This window comes from Bradyrhizobium sp., from assembly GCF_019244115.1.
Taxonomy (GTDB): domain Bacteria; phylum Pseudomonadota; class Alphaproteobacteria; order Rhizobiales; family Xanthobacteraceae; genus Bradyrhizobium.
The window spans coordinates 1-24,061 of record NZ_JAFATE010000020.1; the positions used below are offsets into that span (position 1 = coordinate 1).

At 63.9% G+C, this 24,061-nt stretch carries 24 protein-coding genes; 13 read left to right on the forward strand and 11 right to left on the reverse strand.

All coding sequences use genetic code 11. The features are described 5' to 3' along the window. Nucleotides 1-153 precede the first annotated feature (153 nt). Both JOZ76_RS01000 and JOZ76_RS01005 read right to left on the reverse strand, forming a co-directional pair. Nucleotides 154-996 (reverse strand): AAA family ATPase, encoded by an 843-nt coding sequence (locus JOZ76_RS01000; protein WP_291696776.1) that lies wholly within the window; start codon nt 994-996, stop codon nt 154-156. Between the two features lie 113 nt (nt 997-1,109). Next, a complete protein-coding gene (locus JOZ76_RS01005; protein WP_291696777.1) occupies nt 1,110-1,355 on the reverse strand; it encodes a GlsB/YeaQ/YmgE family stress response membrane protein in 246 nt (81 codons plus the stop codon). Nucleotides 1,356-1,479: 124 nt separating this feature from the next. Between JOZ76_RS01005 and JOZ76_RS01010 the strand changes: the two genes are divergently transcribed. From JOZ76_RS01010 to sseA, 4 genes are all read left to right on the forward strand, one after another. After that, a complete protein-coding gene (locus JOZ76_RS01010) occupies nt 1,480-2,655 on the forward strand; it encodes a vWA domain-containing protein (protein WP_291696808.1) in 1,176 nt (391 codons plus the stop codon). Between the two features lie 135 nt (nt 2,656-2,790). Further along, nucleotides 2,791-3,204 carry a rhodanese-like domain-containing protein gene (locus JOZ76_RS01015; RefSeq protein WP_291696778.1) on the forward strand — a complete coding sequence of 138 codons (414 nt, stop codon included), beginning with the start codon at nt 2,791-2,793 and terminating at the stop codon, nt 3,202-3,204. An 846-nt stretch (nt 3,205-4,050) separates the two neighbouring features. Continuing rightward, nucleotides 4,051-7,158 carry an ABC transporter substrate-binding protein gene (locus tag JOZ76_RS01020; RefSeq protein ID WP_291696779.1) on the forward strand — a complete coding sequence of 1,036 codons (3,108 nt, stop codon included), beginning with the start codon at nt 4,051-4,053 and terminating at the stop codon, nt 7,156-7,158. Nucleotides 7,159-7,420: 262 nt separating this feature from the next. Next, nucleotides 7,421-8,278: a 3-mercaptopyruvate sulfurtransferase gene (sseA, locus tag JOZ76_RS01025; protein ID WP_291696780.1), complete on the forward strand. Its 858-nt coding sequence runs from the start codon at nt 7,421-7,423 to the stop codon at nt 8,276-8,278. Between the two features lie 20 nt (nt 8,279-8,298). Here the strand turns inward: sseA and JOZ76_RS01030 are convergent, their stop codons facing one another. Then, the gene (locus JOZ76_RS01030; RefSeq protein WP_291696781.1) at nt 8,299-9,534 is read right to left on the reverse strand and encodes a hypothetical protein; all 1,236 of its coding nucleotides are present in this window, start codon (nt 9,532-9,534) and stop codon (nt 8,299-8,301) included. 356 nt (nt 9,535-9,890) lie between these two features. On the opposite strand from JOZ76_RS01030, the gene JOZ76_RS01035 reads away from it, so the two are divergent. Continuing rightward, nucleotides 9,891-11,120, forward strand: a complete 1,230-nt coding sequence (locus tag JOZ76_RS01035) for a L,D-transpeptidase (RefSeq protein ID WP_291696782.1) — start codon at nt 9,891-9,893, stop codon at nt 11,118-11,120. Nucleotides 11,121-11,280: 160 nt separating this feature from the next. Here the strand turns inward: JOZ76_RS01035 and JOZ76_RS01040 are convergent, their stop codons facing one another. Together JOZ76_RS01040 and JOZ76_RS01045 are read right to left on the reverse strand one after the other, a co-directional pair. Beyond that, nucleotides 11,281-12,240, reverse strand: a complete 960-nt coding sequence (locus JOZ76_RS01040) for a D-2-hydroxyacid dehydrogenase family protein (protein ID WP_291696783.1) — start codon at nt 12,238-12,240, stop codon at nt 11,281-11,283. Between the two features lie 126 nt (nt 12,241-12,366). Next, nucleotides 12,367-12,585: a hypothetical protein gene (locus JOZ76_RS01045; protein WP_291696784.1), complete on the reverse strand. Its 219-nt coding sequence runs from the start codon at nt 12,583-12,585 to the stop codon at nt 12,367-12,369. Nucleotides 12,586-12,983: 398 nt separating this feature from the next. Here JOZ76_RS01045 and ettA point away from each other — a divergent pair, with 398 nt between their 5' ends. The 3 genes from ettA to JOZ76_RS01060 are packed head-to-tail and all read left to right on the forward strand — an operon-like array spanning nt 12,984 to nt 16,685. Beyond that, complete coding sequence (gene ettA, locus JOZ76_RS01050) at nt 12,984-14,636, forward strand: energy-dependent translational throttle protein EttA (protein WP_291696785.1); 1,653 nt, start codon at nt 12,984-12,986, stop codon at nt 14,634-14,636. 32 nt (nt 14,637-14,668) lie between these two features. Further along, nucleotides 14,669-15,439, forward strand: coding sequence for a trans-aconitate 2-methyltransferase (gene tam, locus JOZ76_RS01055; protein ID WP_291696786.1), 771 nt, complete (start codon nt 14,669-14,671; stop codon nt 15,437-15,439). A 19-nt stretch (nt 15,440-15,458) separates the two neighbouring features. Beyond that, complete coding sequence (locus JOZ76_RS01060) at nt 15,459-16,685, forward strand: lytic murein transglycosylase (RefSeq protein WP_291696787.1); 1,227 nt, start codon at nt 15,459-15,461, stop codon at nt 16,683-16,685. Nucleotides 16,686-16,775: 90 nt separating this feature from the next. On the opposite strand, the gene JOZ76_RS01065 is transcribed toward JOZ76_RS01060, so the two are convergent. After that, nucleotides 16,776-17,066, reverse strand: a complete 291-nt coding sequence (locus JOZ76_RS01065; RefSeq protein ID WP_291696788.1) for a hypothetical protein — start codon at nt 17,064-17,066, stop codon at nt 16,776-16,778. Between the two features lie 237 nt (nt 17,067-17,303). After that, nucleotides 17,304-17,606 (reverse strand): hypothetical protein, encoded by a 303-nt coding sequence (locus JOZ76_RS01070; RefSeq protein ID WP_291696789.1) that lies wholly within the window; start codon nt 17,604-17,606, stop codon nt 17,304-17,306. A 485-nt stretch (nt 17,607-18,091) separates the two neighbouring features. Between JOZ76_RS01070 and JOZ76_RS01075 the strand changes: the two genes are divergently transcribed. The 4 genes from JOZ76_RS01075 (at nt 18,092) to JOZ76_RS01090 (ending at nt 20,258) form a co-directional block, all read left to right on the forward strand. Beyond that, nucleotides 18,092-18,346, forward strand: coding sequence for a (2Fe-2S)-binding protein (locus JOZ76_RS01075; protein ID WP_291696790.1), 255 nt, complete (start codon nt 18,092-18,094; stop codon nt 18,344-18,346). Nucleotides 18,347-18,470: 124 nt separating this feature from the next. Then, nucleotides 18,471-18,956, forward strand: a complete 486-nt coding sequence (gene bfr, locus JOZ76_RS01080; protein ID WP_291696791.1) for a bacterioferritin — start codon at nt 18,471-18,473, stop codon at nt 18,954-18,956. Between the two features lie 169 nt (nt 18,957-19,125). Next, nucleotides 19,126-19,884, forward strand: a complete 759-nt coding sequence (locus JOZ76_RS01085) for an SDR family oxidoreductase (protein WP_291696792.1) — start codon at nt 19,126-19,128, stop codon at nt 19,882-19,884. A 200-nt stretch (nt 19,885-20,084) separates the two neighbouring features. Beyond that, entirely contained in the window at nt 20,085-20,258 is a 174-nt protein-coding gene (locus tag JOZ76_RS01090) for a hypothetical protein (RefSeq protein WP_291696793.1), read from the forward strand. A 45-nt stretch (nt 20,259-20,303) separates the two neighbouring features. On the opposite strand, the gene JOZ76_RS01095 is transcribed toward JOZ76_RS01090, so the two are convergent. The 3 genes from JOZ76_RS01095 to JOZ76_RS01105 all read right to left on the reverse strand — a co-directional run bounded on the left by JOZ76_RS01095 (nt 20,304) and on the right by JOZ76_RS01105 (nt 22,652). Continuing rightward, complete coding sequence (locus tag JOZ76_RS01095) at nt 20,304-20,909, reverse strand: MSMEG_1061 family FMN-dependent PPOX-type flavoprotein (protein WP_291696794.1); 606 nt, start codon at nt 20,907-20,909, stop codon at nt 20,304-20,306. A 164-nt stretch (nt 20,910-21,073) separates the two neighbouring features. Continuing rightward, nucleotides 21,074-21,427, reverse strand: a complete 354-nt coding sequence (locus JOZ76_RS01100; RefSeq protein WP_291696795.1) for a hypothetical protein — start codon at nt 21,425-21,427, stop codon at nt 21,074-21,076. 151 nt (nt 21,428-21,578) lie between these two features. Continuing rightward, nucleotides 21,579-22,652: an alpha/beta fold hydrolase gene (locus JOZ76_RS01105; RefSeq protein WP_291696796.1), complete on the reverse strand. Its 1,074-nt coding sequence runs from the start codon at nt 22,650-22,652 to the stop codon at nt 21,579-21,581. Between the two features lie 421 nt (nt 22,653-23,073). Here JOZ76_RS01105 and JOZ76_RS01110 point away from each other — a divergent pair, with 421 nt between their 5' ends. Further along, the gene (locus JOZ76_RS01110; RefSeq protein WP_291696797.1) at nt 23,074-23,349 is read left to right on the forward strand and encodes a DUF2277 domain-containing protein; all 276 of its coding nucleotides are present in this window, start codon (nt 23,074-23,076) and stop codon (nt 23,347-23,349) included. Between the two features lie 168 nt (nt 23,350-23,517). Here JOZ76_RS01110 and JOZ76_RS01115 read toward each other — a convergent pair whose 3' ends face one another. Further along, nucleotides 23,518-24,051 carry a collagen-like protein gene (locus JOZ76_RS01115; protein WP_291696798.1) on the reverse strand — a complete coding sequence of 178 codons (534 nt, stop codon included), beginning with the start codon at nt 24,049-24,051 and terminating at the stop codon, nt 23,518-23,520. Nucleotides 24,052-24,061: the final 10 nt, after the last annotated feature.

A 24,061-nucleotide genomic window follows, 5' to 3' on the forward strand; every position in this document is an offset into this window, starting at 1 on the left:
TGATGATCGCCGACAAGGCCTCCGACCTGATCCGCGGCAGGAGCGCCGTATCCGCATAGGGTCGGCGAGGTGAAGCGTGCCCACCATTCCAGCCGGACACGTGGCGGCATGGTGGGCACGGCGCTGTCGCGCTTTTGCCCACCCTACCGATCATCACACCTCCCGCCGGCTCAGGAACGCCAGCCGCTCGAACAGGTGTACATCCTGCTCGTTCTTGAGCAGCGCGCCGTGCAGCGGCGGGATCAGTTTTCGCGGATCGCGCTCCCTGAGCATTTCCGGCGTGATGTCCTCGTTGAGCAAAAGCTTGAGCCAGTCGAGCAGCTCCGATGTCGACGGCTTCTTCTTCAGTCCCGGGACCTCGCGCACCTCGAAGAAGATCCGCAAGGCCTCTTCCACCAGCCGCTTCTTGATGTCGGGGAAATGCACGTCGACGATCCGGCTCATGGTCTCGGCATCGGGGAACTTGATGTAATGGAAGAAGCAGCGGCGCAAAAAGGCGTCCGGCAGCTCCTTTTCGTTGTTGGAGGTGATCATCACGATCGGCCGCAGCTTCGCCTTCACCGTCTCGCCGGTCTCGTAGACGAAGAATTCCATGCGATCGAGCTCCAGCAGCAGGTCGTTTGGAAACTCGATGTCGGCCTTGTCGATCTCGTCGATCAGCAGCACCGGGCGCTGTTCCGAGGTGAAAGCCTCCCAGAGCTTGCCGCGCTTGATGTAGTTCTTGACGTCGGACACGCGTGCGTCGCCGAGCTGGCTGTCGCGCAGGCGCGAGACCGCATCATATTCGTAGAGGCCCTGCTGCGCCTTGGTGGTGGACTTGATGTGCCAGGTCAAAAGCGGCGCGCCGATCGCCTTGGCGACTTCCTCGGCCAGCACCGTCTTGCCGGTGCCCGGCTCGCCCTTGATGAGCAGCGGGCGCTCGAGCACGATCGAGGCATTGACGGCGACCTTGAGGTCGTCGGTCGCGACATAGTCCTTGGTGCCGGTGAATTTCATCTAAGACATCTACCTTGTTGGTTCATTCTTGATCGGATGTTGTCTGCCACAACACGAGAACAGGCGTTCGGGTCCAATCACCCGGCCGCCGGGGAGGATTTTTGGAAAGTTCGTCAGGCGGTTCTCACCAGCGATAGCAGGACCAGGATGATGACCGCGCCAATCGTCGCATTGACGATGTCGCGGACCGCGCCCGCGCCCATGCTGATGCCGAGCTGCGGCAGCAGCCAGCTTGCAACCAGCGCGCCGATGATGCCGATCACGATATTGCCGATCAGCCCAAAGCCCGCGCCGCGCACGATCAGGCCCGCCAGCCAGCCGGCGATGGCGCCGATCACCAGCGCCGCGATGATACCCATGAAAACTGCCCCGTCAAAAATCCCATGTCGGGCCTCATACTAAAGCAAAAACCCGCCCGGTCCAGCCGCCCAGCCATGCGCTGACGCCCTTGACGTATCTCCCCCGGCGGGCAATCTGTTGCTTATGTTTCTGCAATTCTTCACCTCACTTCGCGAGGCGCAGGTCCCGGTGACCTTGCGCGAATATCTGACGCTGATGGAGGCGCTCGACGCCGACCTCGCCGATCAGTCGGCGGAGAGTTTCTACTATCTGTCGCGCGCGGCGCTGGTGAAGGACGAGCGCAATCTCGACAAGTTCGACCGGGTGTTCGGCACCGTGTTCAAGGGGCTGGAGAGCCTGCTCGACGCGATGGAGAAGGCGGAAATTCCCGCCGAATGGCTCAAAAAGCTGGCCGAAAAATACCTCACCGAGGAAGAGAAGAAGCAGATCGAGGCGATGGGCTGGGACAAGCTCATGGAGACGCTTCGGAGGCGCCTGGAAGAGCAGAAGGGTCGCCATCAGGCTGGCAACAAATGGATCGGCACCGCGGGCACCTCGCCGTTCGGCGCCTATGGCTACAATCCGGAAGGCATCCGGATCGGCCAGGAGAGGAACCGCAACAACCGTGCCGTGAAGGTGTGGGACCGCCGCGAGTTCAAGGATCTCGACGGCAATGTCGAGCTCGGCATCCGCAACATCAAGATCGCGCTGCGCCGTCTGCGCAAGTTCGCCCGCACCGGCGCGCCCGACGAGCTCGACTTGGACACCACGATCAAGGAGACCGCCAACCACGGCTATCTCGACGTGCACATGCGGCCGGAGCGGCGCAACGCCGTCAAGGTTCTGGTGTTCTTCGACATCGGCGGCTCGATGGATTCCCATGTCGAGCAGGTCGAGGAGCTGTTCTCGGCGGCGAAGAGCGAGTTCAAGCACATGGAATATTTCTACTTCCACAATTGCCTCTATGAAGGCGTGTGGAAGCAGAACAAGCGGCGCTTTACCGACCGCACGCCGACCTGGGACGTGCTGCACAAATATCCGCACGACTACAAGGTCGTGTTCGTCGGCGACGCCTCGATGTCGCCTTACGAGATCATGGTGCCCGGCGGCTCGGTCGAGCATGTCAACGAGGAGCCGGGCTCGGTCTGGCTCGACCGCATCGTGCGCACCTATCCGCATGCGGTCTGGCTCAATCCGGTCGCGCAGCGGCACTGGGACTATTCGGAATCGACCACCATCATCCGCCGCATTTTTGCCGAACGCATGTATCCGATCACGATCGAGGGGCTGGAGGCGGCGATGAAGGAGCTGGTGCGGTAGCCAATCGCACGTCGTTCCGGACAGCCGCAAAGCGGCTGATCCGGAATCTCGAGATGACCTCTGTGGCTCGAGACGCGTCTTCGACGCGCCGCGGAATGACAGCAGGAGAGTGACGAACACAAAGAGGGAGAGACCATGCCCCAGACCATTCACCGCGGCATCAAGGCGCTGGTCGACGAGGCCAATGCGGAGATCGAGACGCTGAGCGCGGCGGAGGCGATCAAGGCCGCGCAGGGCGATGGCGTCGTGATCGTCGACATCCGCGATCCCCGCGAGATCGAGCGCGAGGGACGGATTCCCGGCGCGTTCTCCTGCACCCGCGGCATGCTGGAGTTCTGGATCGATCCTAACAGCCCGTATGCCAAGCCGATCTTCCAGGAGGACAAGAAGTTCATCTTCCATTGCGCCGGCGGACTGCGCTCCGCGTTGGCGGCAAAAACCGCCCAGGACATGGGGCTGAAGCCGGTCGCCCATATCGGCGGCGGCTTTGCCGCCTGGCGCGATGCCGGCGGCCCGGTCGAAAAATGGGAGCCGAAGAAAAAGGCGTGAGCGTCCGTGGCCGTCGTTCCGAGGCGCGATAGCGCCGGAGCAATCGAGGCTGCCGCCGCGGAGATAGTCTGGATTGCTTTGCTTCGCTCGCAATGACGTCGCTGCCTTGAGGCGTACGCCCACGTTCTCGCGGCGGAAATCCGTCCGAGTTTGTCGATCACAACTCACCCTCTCCAGACGAGAGGGCGCAGGGAATGCCGGGTGATGGCCTCACCCATGGCCCCCGTGCATTAAAAAAGCACGGGGAAGGAACCACAGGTTCAGCCGAATCATCCCGGCATTCCCTGCGCGACGGTGTTACGGCTTATACGTGATCTCCCCGGGAACCGGGCTTTCTTGCTCCCGTCGCCGCGCGGCTCGTCACCGCACGACTTGATGCCAGCGTCGGGGCACCAGGACCACACGACTTCGCCGTCCGCAAAAGCGTCACTCGTCCGCGCAAGGCTTGCGCGCTGCGCTTTCGCGTCCATCGCATCCCGCGCTCACGTCCGGTGACGATTGGCCAAACGCCCCTCTCTTTGAGGCGGGACGGGCGGATAATGCTTCTGATTCGACGAAAAGTCAAGCTCAATTGCGATAAACAGAAGATGGGGCGAACACCATCCATCAGCGATGGGAACCCTGACCGAACCGTGCTGCAAGAAGACGAGGAGCGGCCTTTGATCTAGATCATATGGATCCCATGGCGTCGCGCTAGCACGACCAGCTTTGAACCTTGACCATCCGATGCGCAGCACTGCAACACGCGGGAGCACGGCAATGGGAATTGCAAGCGCAAATTTGAGAGTGGCGACAGGATTGCACACGATTGCGCGTCGGCTGCACTTGCTCGTGACGAGCCCGGTCTTGCTGCTCGTCACCCCTCTCTTCCTGTCTCCTGCCGGGGCGCTCGACCAAGTGTCGCTGCAGCTCAAGTGGAAGCACCAGTTCCAATTCGCCGGCTATTACGCCGCGATCGAGCAGGGTTTTTATCGCGACAACGGTCTGGACGTCGAAGTTCGAGAAGGTGGTCCGGGCATAGAAGCTGGACCGGCGGTGGCAGCGGGCAGCGCCGATTTCGGCGTTTGCACGGCGAGCATTTTGGTGAATCCAACCGAACGCGCGAATAACGTCGTCCTCGGGGTCATTTTCCAGCACTCGGCAGCCGTGATCATGGTGCCGCACCGTGCCGGCATCCATGCCGTTTCCGAATTGAAGGGACGTCGCCTGATGGATGCCCCCGCGAGCGAGGACCTTGCGGCGATGCTGAAACATGAAGGAGTCGATTACGCGAGCCTGCCCCGTGTCGATCACGCAGGCGATCCGCGCGATCTGCTCAATGGCAAGGCCGACGCGATGGTCGCGTACAGTACGAACGAGCCTTACGCGCTCGAAAAGCTGGGCACACCGTATCTGATGTTCGCGCCGCGCGCTTACGGGTTCGACTTCTACGGTGATAGTCTGTGCACCTCGAAACGGCAGATAGCGGAGCACCCCCGCCGCGTTCAAGCGTTTCGGGCCGCGAGCCTGAAGGGCTGGGCCTACGCACTCGCCCACAAGGAAGAAACCGTCGACCTGATCAGACGCAAATACTCTGCGCACAAAACGCGTGACGCGCTTCTGTTTGAAGCGGTACGGACCGAACTGCTGATCCAGCCGCGCCTCACGCCAATTGGCGATCAGAGCAGCGCGCGCTGGAAGACCATCGCCGACGCCTATGTCGAGCTTGGCATGGCGAGCGAGGCGGAACTGCCCGAGAGTTTTATCTACGCGACCACCGGCGACAAGCGATGGTGGGTGCCGCCGGAGACGCCGCTCCTGGCGCTGTTTGTGACAGTTCTTGTGTGCGCGCTGGGCTGGGCTCTCTACCGCCGGAATGCGCGTGCGCTCGGCGCGATGCGGCTGAGCGCGGTAATGTCGGGCGTGTTTGTCCTGCTCAGTATTCCCGTGCTCATCTTCATCCTGGCGTACAATTATCGGCAGAACGCCGCCGCGATCAATGCGACCCTGAACGATGCGATCGCGAAGACGAAACAGGCCAGTTTCGAGGGTGCGCAGAACCTCATTGACCCGGTCGCAGCCACGCTCGCGCTGCTTGCAGCGGCCGCCGCCGAGGACCCGGCAGCCTTCAGAAAGGAGGAGAGCCGCGAACTGCTCTATCAGGCGCTTACCTCGGCCCGCCAGATCGATGCCGCCTATGTCAGCTTCGAGGACGGCTTTCACCGGGTCGTGACCCGGATCGACGACGATCGCCGGAGATCCGATCCGAAGATTCCGGCATCGGCGAACTGGCATTCCAGCCATATCGACAGCTTCTCCGGCTCGCCGCGACGGGTTCGGCATCGCACGTTCTTCGATACATGGCCCCACGTCGTCGGCGGTTACGATGTCGAGCAGATCATGGATATCAGGACTCTGCGTGGGTACCAGGCCGCGAAGGACGCGCATGCTCTCATCGTCGAGGAGCCGTCGATCAATCCCGATACCGGTTACCCGATCATCTCCACCCGATATCCGATCATCAGAGACGGAGCGTTCATCGGCTGCGCCTCCGCCAATATCACTCTCGACGTGCTGTCGCGGTTTCTCGCCAGCCACCGCGCGAGCGCCCACAGCACAACGATCATCGCCAATCCAACCAAGGGCACAATTATCGCGGCACCCGATCTGCACAAGGTCGTTCGCGTTGAGAACAACGTGCCGGAATTCGCGCGGCTCGACACCATCGCCGACAACAATGTGCGCGAAGCCTATCGGCTGCACAGCGAAACCAACAGCGACGACTTCTTCTTCACCTCGCCCGAGAGTGGCGAGGAAATCAGCGCCTCCTTCACCCGGTTTCCCGGCAGTTTTGGGCAGCCTTGGGAGATCATCATCCTGACGCCGACCGGCGATTTTGTCGGCACCCTCGAGCGAACGAACCGGCAGATGATCGTCTTGATCGGCGCTCTGACCGGCATGGAGTTGCTGCTGATCTATGCGTTTTCGCGCAGGCTGTCGCGCCCGATCGAAGGCATATCGAAGGAGTTGCGGTCGGTCGAGGACCTGACGTTCTCGCATGGGGCGCCGGCGTCGTCGAAAATCAAGGAGATCAAAGAGCTTCAAACCGCTGTATCGTTGTTCGAGACCTCATTGCGCTCGTTCTCCTCGTTCGTGCCGTTGGACGTGGTCAGAGAGCTGATCAAGACCGGCGTTCCCCTGACGCTCGGCGTCGAACAGCGCTCCATGACAATTCTGTTCGCCGATCTGAAGGACTTCTCCACCCTTGCCGAGCAGATGGCGCCGAACGATCTGCTCAGTCAACTCTCAGCCTATTTCGAGGCAGTATCGCAGGCCATTGCGCAAGAGCACGGCACGGTCGACAAGTTCATAGGCGATGGCATCATGGCCTTCTGGGGTGCGCCGGCCTCTCGACCGGACCACGTGCTTCGCGCCTGCCGTGGTGCCGTTCGCGCAGCGCAACGCATGCGAGCGCTCAACGCGGAATGGAGCGCCCAGGGGCGCCCGCGATTGCACCTTCGCATCGGATTGCATTGTGCGGACGTGCTGGTCGGCAATGTCGGTTCGAGCGAACGCTTGAGTTATACGGTGATGGGCGACGGAGTGAACGTCGCGGCGCGCCTCGAAGGCATCAACAAGAATTTCGGCACGACCATCTGCATCAGCGACAGTGTCGTCGAAGCCGTCAGCGCCGAGATCGTGGCGAGACCCATCAAGACGGTTCGGGTCAAGGGCCGCGAGCACGAGTTCATGATCTATGAGCTGCTGGGGATCAGGAACAGTGAAGATCCGGAACTGGCAGCGCAGGCCGGGTCCGAGCAGTTATGTGAGATGACGCAGGCCGCATCGAGATGCTTCCAGCAAGGCGACCTCGGTGAAGCGGCACGCCGCTATGACGAGATCTTGCTAAAATTTCCCAGAGATCCGCTGGCTGGATCGCTGCGCGCGATGTGCCATGCTTCGGCGGCCGCCTAAGCCTGGAGATCCGCGCGAACGCGGGCAAGACGCGCTTCGCGCTTCTGCCCGGCCATGACAAAGCGGAAAGGCCAGTGTCGGCGTCCACTGGCACAAGGCGCCAAAAAAGAAAGTGGCAACGAACGTGTCGCAATAATATCATCCGGCATCGCTTTCTCTGCTTCGTCATTCCGGGGCGGTGCGAAGCACCGAACCCGGAATCTCGAGATTCCGGGTCTGGTCCTTCGGACCCCCGGAATAGCTAGCCAGGGGACTATCCGCCATGACCACCGCTGATGACCCGCTCGTCACCACCGACTGGCTTGCCGCGCATCTGAACGATGCCGGCGTCAAGGTGGTCGACGCCACCTTCAAGATGCCGGGCGTGCTGCCGCTGCCGAAAGACGACTACCTCGCCGCGCATATCCCTGGCGCCGTGTTCTTCGATGTCGACGCGGTGTCGGATCATAAAAATCCGCTGCCGCACATGTTTCCGAGCGCCGAGCAGTTCGGCCGCGATGTCGGCGCGCTCGGCATCGGCAATGACGATACGGTCGTGCTGTACGATGCCGGCGGCTGGGTCGCGGCCCCGCGCGCCTGGTGGATGTTCCTGTCTTACGGCCACGACAAGGTCCGCATCCTCGATGGCGGCCTGAAGAAGTGGCGCGCAGAAGGACGCGCCGTCGAAGGCGGTGAGGTGACGCCGAAGCCGGCGACGTTCACGGCGGCCTATGATGCAAGGCGTGTCCGCTCGATCGGCGAGATGATCGCCAATGTTGCAAGCAAGGCGGAGCAGGTGATCGATGCCCGCGCCGGCGACCGTTTTGAAGGCCGCGTCGCCGAGCCGCGGCCGGGGCTGCGGTCGGGTCACATCCCGGATAGCCGCAATCTTCCCTATGGCCAGCTGTTCGATGCAACGACCGGCGCGATGAAGCCGCTGCAGGAGCTGCGCAAGGCTTTTGCGAGTGCCGGCGTCGATATGGACAAGCCGATCGTGACCTCGTGCGGGTCGGGCGTTTCGGCCGCGGTGCTGACGCTTGCGCTCTATCGGCTGGGTGTGCGCGGCACCGCGCTCTATGACGGCTCATGGTCGGAATGGGGACAGGCGGATGGACCGCCCGTCGCGACCGGGCCGGCGTGAGGCACCAGTGCTAAGTCAGTCTAGAAGCTGGGCGGGCGTTGCACCGGCGTGAAATTCTGCGGCTGCTGTTGCTGCTGCTGCTGGATCGGGAAGGCGTATTGCTGTTGGGCGGCATACGCTGCGGCCTGCTGGCGCGTGATGCCCGCCCGCAGCGCGAGGCGGCGGCGTTGTTGCTGTTGCTGCCGCGCGCGCTGTGCCTGCTGCTGTTTCCGGACGGCGTTGCGGTCGGGAGCCGCATTTGCGCGCGGATTCGTTGCGGGCGTCGATCGTGATTGGGCTGCGGCTGCGTGATCACCTGTGGCGGCAACCTTGGCCGCGGCGTCGGCTTTTTGCGGCATCACCGCAGCACCGCTGATCGCTGCGGAGGTATTCGCCGCGGGAGCGGCGGTTGCGTCTGCCGCCGCGGCGGGCGCGGGAACAGGAGCGCTTGCGGAAGCGGCGGGCGCGTCGGCTGCGGGAGGCGAGATGTCCACCGGGGCGGCTGGCGCGCTTGCCGAGGCTGCGGGCACGTTGATCGAGGCGGTCGCATCAGTGGAGGCGGTTGCGGCCGGCGCGGGCTCGGTAGCCTGCCGCGGGGCCTCTGCGGTCAGCTTCGGCTTGACGTCCTCGGTCGGCGCGGTGGTCGCCGCGGTGGTCGCCGCGGTCTTGGCCTCGGCAGGCTGCACCGGCGCAGCAGCGGACGGGCTCGCCATTGGCGGCGGAGGCGTCGTCTCGACCGGCGCCTTGGCTTCGTCCCACGGCAGTTGTGGTTTGGTCTCCACCTTGATGTCAGGCGCGAGGTCGGCTTTGGCGGTCTCGGTCGGCGTCGTCGGCCGTGCGGCGTCGGCCCGAGGAACGGCCGGAAGCGGCGATGGCGTGCCGGGCTGAATTTCGCTCGCGGCCTCGGCTGTGCCCAGTGCGGCGGTGCTCTCAGCTTGAGGTGGCAGGTCCGCGACGGCAGCAGGCTCGGTCGGCACTGCGTCGATCGGCGGAGTAGCAACCACCGTCGGGATGGCAGTCTCGGGGACGGAAGCCGCTGCGACTTCGGCCGGCCTCAGTTCGACCGGCGGCCGCGGCTCCAGCCGAACGAAGCCAAGCACCGGCCGCGTCGTCTCGATCTGTTGCGCAAAAGTTGCTTCCGGCGCGCCGCGCCAGGACGGCTTAGAGGCAAACTCCTCATGCGCAGCGCGCAGCAACGCGGCCGCGCCGAGGCCAAACACCAGTATCGAGACGCACAGGATGATCGCGGCGAACAGAAAACGAAAGCCGGGGAGCATTGACAGAAAAGTTCCGCCTCGCAGCAAGACTGCAAAGGCCCTGGAGCCATGGGAACGCGGTGACCACAAGGCCGGTATCGCGAGCGCGCCAGTGCAATTTGCGCCGGGTGCGAATCAGGCTCAGCCGAACATAGCGCAAGCTTCATTTGACATTTGTAAAATTCGGAGCGCTCATGTCGCGGGCGCGCGTTGATTTTGATTTTCCCTCAGTCTGCGGCTTCCGTGCAACGGTGACGCGAGGCGATCACAAAACGCCGAAATTGGCACAAAATGGCCTGATTTGTCTTGAATGCGCCGCGATCTTCCGCCATTGGCGCGTTAACGATCTGCTGTCGGCTTGGGAATATACAAGGGCGATGATGAACACACGCATTCTGACGATTTGCGCTGCTGCGGCGATTGCCTCCACGGCAGGGGTGACCACGCTCGCGCAGGCGCAACAGGGCTATCCCGTGCCTCCCGGCTCCGTCTATTCGCCCGGACCGCAGCCCTATCCGGCGGACGCCCGTCGTGGACCGCAATCGCAGGATTTTGATGCGCTCGAAGACGATGATGCGAACATGGCCGCGCTGCCGCCGCCCGGGCCAGTGATGTCGCCAGATGATCCGCGCTATGGCCGGCCGATGGGCGCGCCCCCGATCTACACCGACCGTGCGCCTACGGGGCCGGTGATGTCGCCGGACGATCCGCGCTACGGCCGCCCGATGGGCGCGCCGCCCGTCTACACCGATCGCGGCGCAGGCCCTGTCATGTCGCCCGATGATCCCCGTTACGGTCGCCCGGGCGTGATCTATGCCGATCGTCCGCCGGCGCCGGCGGGCGGCTATGATCCGAATGCGGGGTATGGCGCGCCCCGGCCGCCCGGTGCGGTCGGCACACAGGACGCCACGGCCGCTGTCCCTCCTGCAACCGACTCGCAGGGCAGACCGATGACGGTGGCGACGTTGCCGCCCGAGGAGCAACCCGACGCGGCGCCCGTGCAACTGTCGCCGAACCTGCGCCGGCAGGAGGTCGCATTCACGACCAAGGAGCCCGCGGGAACCATCATCGTCGATACGCCCAACACCTACCTCTATTACGTGCTCGGTGGTGGACGCGCGATCCGCTATGGCGTTCGCGTTGGACGCGAGGGTTTCACCTGGACCGGCGTGCAGAAGATCACCAAGAAGACCGAGTGGCCGGACTGGTATCCGCCGTCCGAGATGATCGAGCGCCAGCCCTATCTGCCACGCTTCATGGCCGGCGGCCCCGGCAACCCACTCGGCGCGCGCGCGATGTATCTCGGCTCGACCGTCTACCGCATCCACGGCACCAACCAGCCCTCGACCATCGGAAAGTTCGTCTCCTCGGGCTGCATCGGCATGCTGAACGAGGACGTCTCCGACCTGTTCGATCACGTGAAGGTCGGCACCCGCGTGGTGGTGTGGCCGGGCAAGGCGCCGGCCTCGACCGCCACCGCCTCAGCGGCGCCCGTGCCCGGTGCTGCGGCGCCGCCGCCCGCGCAAGCCCAGGCTGGCGGGGGGACCTATTATGGCGCGCAGCCGACCACGGTGCAGCCGTTGCCGCCGCCGGTCACGGTGCGCTGAACTAGTCCATCAATCGGTACGCGACGCATGGCGACGGGGGCGCCCCCGCCGCGGTCGCCCCGCTCGTGGTCGCGCTTCCCGCGGTCGCCTTCATCTTTTGTGCGGTTGAATTCGAACCTGGTTGGATCAAGCTGCAACGCGCGCGGCCTGACGACTTACGTCAGGCGATCCGGCGCGGCGGATCGCCCTTGAACCAGGCGTCGATGCATTCGACCATCTGGCCATAATGGCTGCGAAAGCTTTCCTCGGTGACGTAGCCGAGATGCGGCGTCAGCACGAGATTGTCGAGCTTGCGGAACGGATGATCGACCGGCAATGGCTCGACCGAAAAGACGTCGATGCCGGCACCGGCGATCTTCTTCTGCTGCAGCACCTCGAGCAGCGCCGCCTCGTCGACGAGCGGTCCTCGCGACGTGTTGACGAGATAGGCGGTCTCCTTCATGCGGGCGAGATCATCGCGTCCGACCATGCCGCGTGAGCGTGGGCTCAGCACCACGTGAATCGTGATGATGTCGGCGGTCGCGAACAGCTCCTCCTTGGTCGCCTGGGCGACGCCGACCTCCTTGCAGCGTTCGGCCGTCAAATTGGGGCTCCAGGCGATTACGTTCATGCCGAACGCTTTTGCCAGCTCCGCGATCTTGCTGCCGAGCCTGCCGAGGCCGACCACGCCGAGCGTCTTGCCCTCGATCTCGACGCCGCCGAGTTTTTGCCAGGGCTCGCCGGCATGCATGCGCGCATTTTCGCGGCCGACCTTGCGGGTCAGTTCGAGGATCAGCGCCATCGTCAGGGCCGCTGTCGGATCGCGGCCATATTGCGTGCCGCAGACCACGACGCCCCGCTCCTTGGCCGCCTCCATGTCAACAGCGGCATTGCGCATGCCCGAGGTGATCAGCAATTTCAGCTTGGGAAGCGCCGCAAACAGGCTGCGCGGAAACGCCGTGCGCTCGCGCATCGCGCAGATGATCTCAAAGTCGGCGAGCGCGCTGGCCGCGTCCTGTTCGGATGTAAAGGGGTGGGTGAAGGCCGTGACGTCGACGCGGTCGCCGAGTCTGGCCCAGTCGGCCAAGGTGAGGGCCGTGTCATAATAGTCGTCGAGGATTGCACAGCGCAGCCGGGTCATCGGGTCCGTCCATGGCGAGTTGAACGACAGCAATGTCGTTCAGGAAGCGCCCATGGTCGCGCGCAATCGAGTGGTAGGCAAGCACCCTCTGGGTCAGAGGGCATCATCGGGGGCGAATGGCGGCCGTCAGTCCAGGTCGGCATGCAACCGGAACGAGACGGGGTCGCCATACTTGGCGCGCCAGGCCGGTCCGGGGCCGCGCATATAATGCAGCTCTGGCCTGTAGGGATTGAATACCTTGCCAAGCAGCCGCTGCCAGGACGCCTTGATGTCGGCGAGCGCGCTCGACGGCGCATCACGGCCCACGGCCGGGAGGGGAATGAAGATCGAGGTCAGGGTCGCCATGACGCGGGCTCGCTGTTCTTTGTCTATCGGCTTTTGCCGCTTCGAAGCGCCTGTTCTCGGCGCCGGATGCGAGTCTTCGCCCGATTAATTAAAACTCGGTTTCAATTGCACCGATCGACTACGGGGATGGTTGAGGTCCAGTATTCATCCGTGGTGAACAGACGGAAAACGAGTGTCCCCGGCCCGAACTTCGCCGGTGTTCGCTGCGCCTGCTCAGCGAAATTCGGGGTCGAAAGAAAATATGCGACGGTGCGATTTTTGGTTCAGAAGCTCTCTTGACGGTCCCGGGGCAGGCTCCGAAGAGACCTTCTGAACCATCGCACCGTTGCTCTTTGGTGTCGCTGCCGCTACATCAGCGCCAGCAAAATCCCGGCAAATCACGGATTAAGAGAAACGCGATGGCGCGCCAGTTCGTCTATTTCATGCAGGGTCTGTCCAAGACCTATCCCGGCAACCGCAAGGTGCTCGATAACGTCCATCTGTCGTTCTACCCCGACGCCAAGATCGGCGTGCTCGGCGTCAACGGCGCCGGCAAATCGACGCTGCTGCGGATCATGGCCGGCCTCGACAAGGACTATACGGGCGAGGCCTGGGCGGCGGAGGGCGCCCGGGTCGGTTATCTCGAACAGGAACCGCAACTCGATGCGGCGAAAAGCGTTCGGGAGAATGTCATGCAGGGCGTTGCCAAGCAGAAGGCGATCCTCGACCGCTATAACGAACTGGCAGTCAACTATTCGGATGAAACCGCGGACGAGATGACCAGATTGCAGGATGAGATCGAGGCCCAGGGCCTGTGGGATCTCGACAGCAAGGTCGACCAGGCGATGGACGCGCTGCGCTGCCCGCCCGACGACGCCGATGTCACAAAACTCTCCGGCGGCGAGCGCCGCCGCGTGGCGCTGTGCCGCCTGCTGCTCGACCAGCCCGAGCTGCTGCTGCTGGACGAGCCGACCAACCACCTCGATGCCGAATCCGTGTCCTGGCTCGAGGGCCACCTGCGCAACTATCCCGGCGCGATCCTGATCGTCACCCACGACCGCTACTTCCTCGACAACGTCACGGGCTGGATCCTGGAACTCGATCGCGGCCGCGGCATCCCCTATGAGGGGAATTACTCCTCCTGGCTGGTGCAGAAGCAGAAGCGGCTGGAGCAGGAGGGCCGCGAGGAAGCCGCGCATCAGCGCACGCTGGCGCGCGAGCAGGAATGGATCGCGGCCTCGCCGAAGGCGCGCCAGGCCAAGTCGAAGGCGCGCTATCAGCGCTACGAGGAGCTCTTGAAGAAGGCGAGCGAGAAGCAGACCCAGACCGCGCAAATCATCATTCCGGTCGCAGAGCGGCTCGGCCAGAACGTCGTCGACTTCGAAGGCTTGACCATGGCCTTTGGCGATCGCGTGCTGATCGATGACCTCACCTTCAAGCTGCCGCCCGGCGGCATCGTCGGCGTGATCGGTCCGAACGGCGCCGGCAAGACCACGCTGTTCCGCATGATCACCGGCCAGGAGAAGCCCGACAAGGGCACCATCACGACCGGCGAAAGCGTGCATCTCGGCTATGTCGACCAGTCGCGCGACTCGCTCGAAGGCAACAAGACGGTGTGGGAGGAGATTTCCGGCGGCAACGAACTGATCCTGCTCGGCAAGCGCGAGGTCAATTCGCGCGGCTATTGCTCCTCGTTCAACTTCAAGGGCGCCGACCAGCAGAAGAAGGTCGGCTCGCTCTCGGGCGGCGAGCGCAACCGCGTGCATCTGGCAAAGATGCTGAAGTCGGGTGCCAATGTGCTGCTGCTCGACGAGCCGACCAACGATCTCGACGTCGACACCTTGCGCGCGCTCGAAGAGGCGCTGGAGGACTTTGCCGGCTGCGCGGTCATCATCAGCCACGACCGCTGGTTCCTCGACCGCATCGCGACCCACATTTTGGCGTTCGAAGACGACAGCCATGTCGAATGGTTCGAGGGCAATTTTCAGGATTACGAGAAGGACAAGATGCGACGGCTCGGCCAGGACAGCATCATCCCGCATCGGGTGAAATACAAGAAACTGACGCGCTGACCGCGCGTATCTGAACCAAGCGAAGTCTTGCCATGACCGACTGGAGCGCAGAGCAGTATCTCAAATTCGAGGACGAGCGCACGCGGCCCTCGCGTGACCTGCTCGCGCAGATCACATGCGAGGATCCGCGCAAGGTGGTCGACATCGGATGCGGTCCCGGCAATTCGACCGAGCTTCTGGTCAAGCGCTGGCCGAACGCCAGCGTGGTCGGCATCGACACCTCGGCCGAGATGCTGCGGCAGGCGCGCGCGCGGCTGCCAGGACAGACCTTCATCGAGGCCAATGTCGCGCATTGGGTGCCGCCCGAGACCTGCGACGTGCTGTTTGCCAACGCCATCTTCCAGTGGGTGCCCGGCCATCTGAAGCAGCTGCAGCGGCTGCTGGCGCAGCTTCGCGCCGGCGCCGTGCTCGCGGTGCAGATTCCCGACAGCCTCGATGAACCGGCCCATGTCCTGATGCGCGAGGTCGCTCACGAAGGGCCCTGGCGCGAGCAGCTGTCGGAGAAAGCGCGGGTGCGCGATGCGGTTCCGCCGCCGGCGGTCTACTATGACGCGCTCAGCCCGATCTGTTCGCATTTCCAGATCTGGCACACAGTCTACTATCATGTGCTGGACAGCACCGCCGGCGTGGTCGAATGGGTCAAGGGCACGGGGCTGCGGCCATTCCTCGATCTTCTCGAGGCGCCCGAGGCCAAGCAGTTTTTGGCCGAATACGCCGCGCGCGTCGCGGCCGCCTATCCGCCGCAGGCGGACGGCAAGGTGATTTTCCGGTTTCCGCGAGTCTTCATCGTTGCGGTGAAATAAAGAGGCGAGGGCCGTTGTCGTGAAACGCGCGCTCGCTTTTGTTTCCCTGATCGCGACGGTGCTGCTGGGCGCGTCCGCCCGTGCCGCCGATGCCGATTTTGCGAAATTCATCGCCTCGCTGTGGCCCGATGCGCAGGCTGCCGGCGTCTCGCGCGCGACTTTCGACCGCGAGACCGCGGGCCTCGAGGCGGACTATAAACTGCCCGACCTGATCCTGCCCGGGCGGCCCGCGACCGGCGCGCCGCGGCAGGCCGAGTTCGTGCAGGTGCCCGCCGACTACATCAGGGAAGCCGCCATCGCGCGCCTCGCGGAGCAGGGGCAGCGGCTGATGCAGCAATATCGCCCCGCCCTGAACGAGATCGAAACGCGTTTTGGCGTGCCGGGTCCGGTAGTGCTCGCGATCTGGGGCCGCGAGACCGATTTTGGCCGCTACACGCTGCCCTATGATGGCCTGCGCGTGCTCGCGACGCAGGCCTATGTCGGCCGGCGCAAGGACCAGTACCGCAATGAGTTCATCCTGGGCTTGAAAATGCTCGGCGACGGCGTGGTCGCGCGCAAGGATTTTCGCGCCTCCTGGGGCGGCGCCGTCGGTCTCACCCAGTTCCTGCCGTCGGAATATTCCAAGCACGGCGTCGATCTCGACGGCGACGGCAAGGTCGATCTCTGGCACTCGGTGCCGGATGCGCTCGGCTCGGCCGCAAAGCAGCTCGTCGACAAGGGCTGGCAGAGCGGTTTGCGCTGGGCCTATGAGGTGAAGGCGCCCGCCAATGTCGACTGCACGATGGGCGTGCCGGAGGTCACCAGGCCGATCGGCGACTGGCTGCACGCGGGCTTTGTACCGGTGCGGGGCCAGAAGATCGGCGCGGCGGAGCAGGCCCAGGAGGCCTCGCTGCTGCAGCCCGAAGGTATCCAGGGTCCGGCGTTCCTCACGACGAAGAACTACTTTGTGATCAAGGAGTACAATTTCTCCGATCTCTACGTGCTGTTCGTCGGCCACCTCGCCGACCGCATGACAAATCCGCTGCCGTTTGCAACGCCCTGGTCGGCCACGACGCAACTGCGCACCGCCGATGTGGAGGCGATGCAGCGTGAGCTGACGCGCCTTGGCCTCTACAAGGACAAGCTCGACGGCAAGGCCGGGATGCTCACGCGCGCCGCAGTCGGTGCATTCCAGAAAAAGGCCGGCTTGAAGCTCGACTGCTGGCCGAGCGGAGCGGTGCTGCAGGCCATGCGCGCGGCGCGGTGAGGCGCTCACCGGGTTAGATTCGCCCAAGAAGAAACCCGGCCGGGAACCGGCCGGGTTTCTTGCGTCTCAAGCTCGCCGATCGAGTTTGCGTCAGTAGCAAACGCGGACCGGGCGGATCACCCAGCCATAGCCGTCCCAATAGCGCTGGCGCTGCCAATAGCAGCCACCGTAGGCCGGCGGGGGCGGCTCGACCACATAGACCGGCCCGCCATAGGCCGGGCGGCTGGAGGCAATGGCGCCGCCGACGAGGGCGCCGCCGATCAGCCCGGCCGCCACGCCGGCTGCGACGTTGCCGTCTCCGGCCTTCGCGGGCGGGGTGACCGACACCAGCGACCCGGCGATGGTCGTAACCGCGACCAGAGCGGCAATTGTCTTGTTCATGTTCTGCTGTCTCCTGGAGGTGGCGTTCTCGAACGACGCCGGTTGGGAATGACCGAACACGCGGGTACCCGATTGGTCGTTTCTTTATCAAACCGCAGAAACGGTCAACCCGAAGTAAACGCGGCAACAATGTGCCCAGAAAAAGCGGTCATTTTCAGGGCTCGTCCCGGATCGCGGTTGCGGTTCCAGGACGTCGATGTCGTTTTAGCTGACGTGAACGGGCTCGAGCCGGCCGAATCAGCCGCAGACTCTCACGCGGCGGAACGCCCAGCCATAGCCGTCCCAGAAGCGCTGGCGCTGCCAGTAGCAGCCATAGCCGCCATAGCCGGGATCGGCCACATAGGCCGGGCCACCGCCATAGTAATACGGCCCCGGACCGTAATAATAGGGGCTCGAGGCGATCGCCCCGCCGACGATCGCGCCGCCGATCAGGCCGGCGGCAAGACCCGGACCCCACCCGCCGCGCCAGGCATTGGCCGGGGAAGTCGTCGCCAGCGCAAGCGCGGCCACGGCCGCAACTGCCATCAATGTCCTTTTCATCGCCTATCTCCCGAGATTTTCGGATGAAAACATTAGGGCAAGCGTTCCATATTCCGCTTGAACGTTCAATGAACGCCCCTGACACATTCGATTACAAATGCGCAAGGTGGGCCGGTAGGCTGATCCGGATTTCGCATACTGCGAAGCAAAATCAGCGTCCGATGCAGGATCGAGCCACGATCGAGGCGCTCGCGGCGGCCTTCAGGGGCGCTCGCGGCCTTCACAGGAGTTTTTATCGGCGCCGGACGGGAGCTGCGCCACGTTGTCGCTCTCCGGGGCTTCAAGGGCATAATGGCGCGTGAGCGGCGATCATGGCGGCGCAGACCGTTGTTGTGGCGCTTGATTTGCCTCAATGAGGCGATTTTGGATGAACTTTACAGTTTTGCCGCAATTTGGAATCCCTTCAAAAGGCGGCTTTTCCTTTTGCATCGCGTCACGGTCTTCACTATCGATCGGCCCGTACCACGGAAGGACTGCCGTTTTTCATGATCGTTTGTTCCTGTAACGTCCTGAGCGACCACGACGTCCGCCACGCCGTCAACAATGCGGACGAGCTTCCCCGGAACGCCAAGCAGGTCTATGGCTGCCTCGGTTGCAGCGCCGAGTGCGGCCGTTGTGCGCGGACCATCACCACGATCATCGAGCAGGCGCTCGGCCCCTGCGTCGATGGCTGCCTCGCCGGCTGCCAGCACAACCAGGCCGTATCGCAGGACGATGGGTTCGCATTCGCGGCCGCCTGAAAAACTGCACATTGGACCGATTTTCGCCCTGATGGCGGCTTCTGAGCCGTCCCCACACCGGCTATTCTGTCTCCTCGACCATGCAGGCCGATCGCGGCCTCCAAACCAGTTTCCGGAGCGCATCATGCAGGGCGACCCCAGGGTCATCGAATATCTCAACAAGGGGCTGCGGCATGAGCTCACGGCCGTCAACCAGTACTGGCTGCATTATCGCATGCTGAGCAACTGGGGCCTGTTGGAGATGGCCAAGGTCTGGCGCAAGGAATCGATCGAGGAGATGGAGCACGCGGACAAGTTCACCGACCGCATCCTGTTCCTCGACGGTTTTCCCAACATGCAGGTGCTCGATCCCCTGCGCATCGGCCAGGACGTCAAGGAGATCATCGAGTGCGATCTCGCCGCCGAGATCAGCGCGCGGAACCTGTACCAGGAGGCGGCGACCTATTGCCACGGCGTCAAGGACTACGTCTCGCGGGACCTGTTCGAGCAGCTGATGAAGGACGAGGAGCACCACATCGACTTCCTGGAAACCCAGCTCGACCTCATCAAGCGCGTCGGGCTCGACCTCTACACCCAGAAGCATGTCGGCGGCCTCGAAGCCGAGGACTGAGCGGCCTCACCGTCATTGCGAGCCCCGGGTCGGCGCGAGGCGCCGCCGCAGGGCAGGCTCCGCGAAGCAATCAGAATTTCTCCGCGGCAAAATCACAAGCGCAAAGGACACGCCGCCGCAGCAACGTTAGCATCCGGTCCAACACCCCGACCCGGACCGGAGCAAGACCATGGATCTCGATCTCGCCGGCAGGACCGCGCTCGTGACGGCTGCAAGCGGCGGCATCGGGCGGGGCGTGGCGGAGGCGCTGGCGACCGCGGGGGTGCGGGTCGCGATCAGCTCTCGCACGCGGGCCCTGCTCGAAGAGGTGGCCGAGACGCTGGCCGCTTCCGCGGGGGGACGGCCCAAAATCGTGGTCGGCGATGTCTGCGCCGAAGGTGGTCCGGCCGCGATCGCGGCGGAGGCGGCATCTGCGCTTGGCGGCCGCGTCGACATTCTGGTCAACAACGCCGGCGGGGCGCGGCCGATCACCGGCGAGGTCGATGAATCCTATTGGGAGGAGTCGTTCACGCTCAATTTCATGGCGGCGCGGCGGCTCGCCGAGCGCGTCATTCCCGCGATGAAGGCCGCGCGCTGGGGGCGGATCATCAATATCTCGGGGGCACTGGTGGCGCCAAAACTCAATGCGGCGGCGCCGGCCAAGGCGGCGCTGGCGAGCTGGTCACGGACGTTGTCGATCGAGCTCGGCGGGTTCGGGATCACGGTCAACACGATCGCGCCGGGGCGCATCGACACGGCGCAGATCCGAAAACTGCATCCGACGGAGCAGTCGCGGGCCGACTTCATCAAGCAAAACATTCCCGCCGGCTATTTCGGCGAGCCGCATGACATCGGCCATCTCGTGGCGTTCCTGGCCTCGCCGCTCGCCCGCTACATCAACGGCGCTGCGATCCCGGTCGATGGCGGCGCGGTGCGGCGCGCGCTGTAAGATCGCCCGTCCAGCTTGCGTATCGGGCGAACCCAGGCGGTGACTGCGGATCGTGGAAACGCCGCTTAAGTCCATATGATATTTACCGAAAGTTTACCTTATTTTGAGATTGGTTGAAGAATTCAAGATATCGCCCAATAGTTGTCAAGCTCCTGTCACCTCTGGTTGTTCATGTAGATGAACACAACAATTTTCATTAGATGAACATGAAAAATTTTGTCTACGACCCCGAGCACTGGCGTGAGCGTGCTGAAAAAACCCGGGCGAAGGCGGAGTCCTTCGCCTACCGGCAATCGAAGGACAGGCTGCTTAAGATCGCCGAAGAATATGACCGGCTGGCTCTCCACGCCGAACAGCTTGGAAAGCCAGAGTAGCGCCGACTGAGGTTCGGCAGTCTCTTCGCGCGTCAATAGCCCGGCCTAGAGCTGCTCGCGGTAGCGCGCCTCGATCACCGACTGCGCCTCCCGCTCGCCGAGCGCGGTCTGGTCGTGGATGATCTCGCCGATCGAGGGAAAGGATGAGCGCGCAACCTTTGCGTCCTCCGCCCACAGCTTTGAGCGCATCAGCGCCTTGCCGCAATGGAAATAGGCTTCCCGCACGTCGATGCAGAGCACCGCGCGCGGCAGCTTGCCGAATTCCTTCATCGCGGCCAGCAGCTCGGGCGCCGCCGACAATTTGCCCTTGCCGCCGACCCGCAGCGTCTCGTCGATGCCCGGCACGAAGAAGATGAGCTGCACGAAGCCGGTGCCCTCGACGATGTTCTTGAAGCTGTCGATGCGGTTGTTGCCGGGGCGATCGGGCATCAAAAGCCGGTTCGCGCCGTCGACCTGCACGAAGCCGGGGTGCCCGCCGCGCGGTGAGGCATCGACGCTGCCGTCGGTGCCCGAAGTGGCGAGCACGCAGAACGGCGACATTGCGATGAAGTTTTTGGCGTGCGCGTCGATCGCGGGGCGCGCCTTGGCGATCACGCGCGGGCTCGGTTTCGGATAGATCTTGGCGAGGTCTGTTGCGGCGAGGTCGGTCACGGCTCGGGCTCCGTATGAGTTTCGTCCAGCCTATCACCTAGAAGGAGACTAGCGAACCGCCGAGAGCAATTTTGCCGGCCCTTCCGGGCGCGCGAAGCGCGAAACCCGGAAGCTCCACATTCCGGGTCGGCTCTTCGAGCCGTCCCGGAATGACTTTGCCGAGCTTACACGGCGTCCGCCGGCACGAAGCAGCTGATGATGATCGCGCCGCGGTGATGGACGTACCAGACCACGGCCTGGCCCACCGGATTGCCGCGGTCGCGGATGACCGCGCGCTCGGGCACCTCCATCCATTGGCCTTCGATCGGCACCCAATAGGCGCCGGCGCGAACGTCGTAGTCGGTGCGATGGCCGTCGGATATGTCGCAACAGGGCACGCCGTTCGGCGCCATCACGCTCTTGAACCAGGCGCGGATGTCGGCCGGCACGTCGTTATATTGTCCGTTGTCGAAAGCCGACGCCGTGCCCGCGAGCGCCGCCAGGCCCGCCACGAGCGCGACGACCATGTATCGTCGCATGCGATCCTCCACCGCGTTTTTCGGTCGGCTCGCATGCTCGTTTGATGGCATGCCGATACGAACGACCTCCGCGATTAAGCCCGAGCCGGGCCACCGTTGCACGCTCATATATTGAGCGCTCTCGGCACGCGCCTTGACGCGCTGCGAAAAGTCACATCGCGCGCTGCGGCGCGGTCTGCAGCAGGTCCTTCAGCTGCTCGGCATAGAATTTTGCGTTCCCGGTCGTCGAATGTCCACGCGTCTCGGTGCTGGCCGGGATCAGGTAGATTTGCGCGTGCTTGATCCGCTTCAGCGCGTCCGCGGTGACGCCGGTTTCCGGCGGATTGCGCTCGTCATCGGCGGCGTTGATCGCGAGCACGGCAGCCTCGATCTTTTCGAGGGCCGCCGACGGATCGTAGTCGTGCGAGGAGTCCCACTGGTAGATGAAATCGTTGGCGTCGGCGGTGACCGGCTGCGCGAGGCGCTCGTCGACATTCTTGTCGGCCTTGGCCGCGGTCGGCGCCAGCATCTGGTAGGCGAGCGTGCCGCCGGCGCTCGCGATCCCATAGGCCACGATGGCGTATTTCATCATGCGTGGCTGCGCCGTGTAGTTGCCGCCATTGTAGTCGGGATCCCCACGGATCGTGTCTAGCATGATCCGGCGCAGCATCCAGTTGCGCGCAGCCATCGCGGTCGGCTGCGAGGCCATCGGCACCAGCGCGTCCATGAAGGCGGGATAGCGCACGCCCCAGACCCAGCTGTGCATGCCGCCCATCGAATTGCCGATCACGAGCCGCAGATGCTTGATGCCGAGACCTTCGGTCAGGAGGCGGTGCTGGGCGTCGACCATGTCGTCATAGTCGTATTTCGGGAACGCCGTCTTCATCCCGTCGGAGGGTTTTGAGGATTGGCCATGGCCGAGACTGTCGGGAATGATGATGTAGTATTTTTGCGCATCGAGTGGCTGGCCCGCCCCGAACAATTCGCCGGCAAAGGCCGGCGTCAGCATGCTCGCTGCCGAGCCGCCCGTGCCGTGCAGCACGAGCACCGGCTCGCCCTTGGGCTCGCCGACGGTCGTATAGTGCAGCCGCAGTTCACCCATCACCTCGCCAGTGTGGAATTTGAAATCCTTGGCGATCCACTCGCCCTGCCTGGGCGCGGGATAATCTGCGGCCAACACACTTGCGGACATGGCACCCGCCGACAGCAAAAGAACGGCTGAGAGTGCCGTGCGCAAAGTCGTCATTAGCATCATTTCCTCCCCGAAAGCATGCGGCTTCGGCCGCTTGGGGCGGAGCCTAGCACAGGGGGGCGATATCGCATCTGACTATCTCTGCGGCCGTGATCTGATTTGTTGTCCAGCGTCCTATCGCTCGTCATGCCCAGCGGCGTGTTCGCCGCATTGCCAGCTATGTAACGACTGGACCGAGCGGGTTCCGCATCTCTTCGGGCCGCTCCAACGCGATCTTCAAACGGCTCGTCGAGACGCGACGCCTGGCGCCGCGCCAGATGCCGCGCGCTGCGCATGATGTCGCGGGGACGGGCGTTCTTCGACCGGCTCGGCGTACGCGTTCCGTTCTGACGGTGGGCAGGGACGGCGCGGCGATGTAGGATTTGGTGTCTGCCAATCGTCCCATGGGTGTGTGAAAGCGTGGAAGGAAGAGATCATGTGCCGCAACATCAAGACGCTGTTCAATTTCGAGCCGCCCGCGACCGAAGACGAGATCCACGCCTCCGCGCTGCAATTCGTGCGAAAGCTCTCCGGGTTCACCAAACCGTCGCAGGCCAATGAGGCGGCGTTCAACCGCGCGGTCGAGGAAGTCGCCGATGCCGCGCGGCGGCTCATCACCTCGCTGCACACGCATGCGCCAGCGCGCGATCGCGCGGTCGAGGCCGAGAAGGCCAAGGAACGCTCGCGCCTGCGGTTCGGCGAGGCGGGATGAAGTTGGTCGAACGTCTCGGCGCGCACACGCTTCACCTCTCTCCGCTTGCGGCGGGTGAGGGGGACTTTCCACAAGCTCAGCTCATGAAGCGGCGGCGCAGGATGCGACTGATGTGAACGTGGATCACTGAACCCGATTGCGATCCGGCACGCCGCCAGTTCCGTCACATCACGCCTCGTCGCTGTTGCTGTCTCTCCGCTGCTTGTGCTTCTTCTTTTTGTCCTTGCGCTTCTTCTTTTTCCCGCCGCCGTCCTCGTCCGCAAAATCGTCGCCGCCGATGTCGGCGTTTTCGAAGATCTTGAGCGCCTCGCGCTGCTGTGCGACGAGTTCGTCGCGTTCGGCCGCCTCCCGCTCGCGCTGGCGGCGATAGTCCTCGAAGGCCGCGAACACCTGATGCAACCAGGGCATCACCTCTTCGATCGGCGGCAGTGACCCCGGAGGACCTTGCTCGCCGCGCGGACCAGGCGCGCCCTGCGGGCCGGGCTTGCCTTGCGCCCCCGCTTCGCCGCGCTTGCCCTGCGGCCCTACCTTGCCTGCCGGTCCGCGCGGGCCAGGCAACCCCGCTCCGCCTCGTCGTGCAACGCCACTCTCCGCCACCTCAGCAACTCCCACTGATTCTCCAAACTGTTTAGCGGACGGTTGCAGACGCCAGCAATCGCGCGCAAGTGTCGTGCGCGCTTGATCAACATCAATCGACGTCAAAGCGCATCGC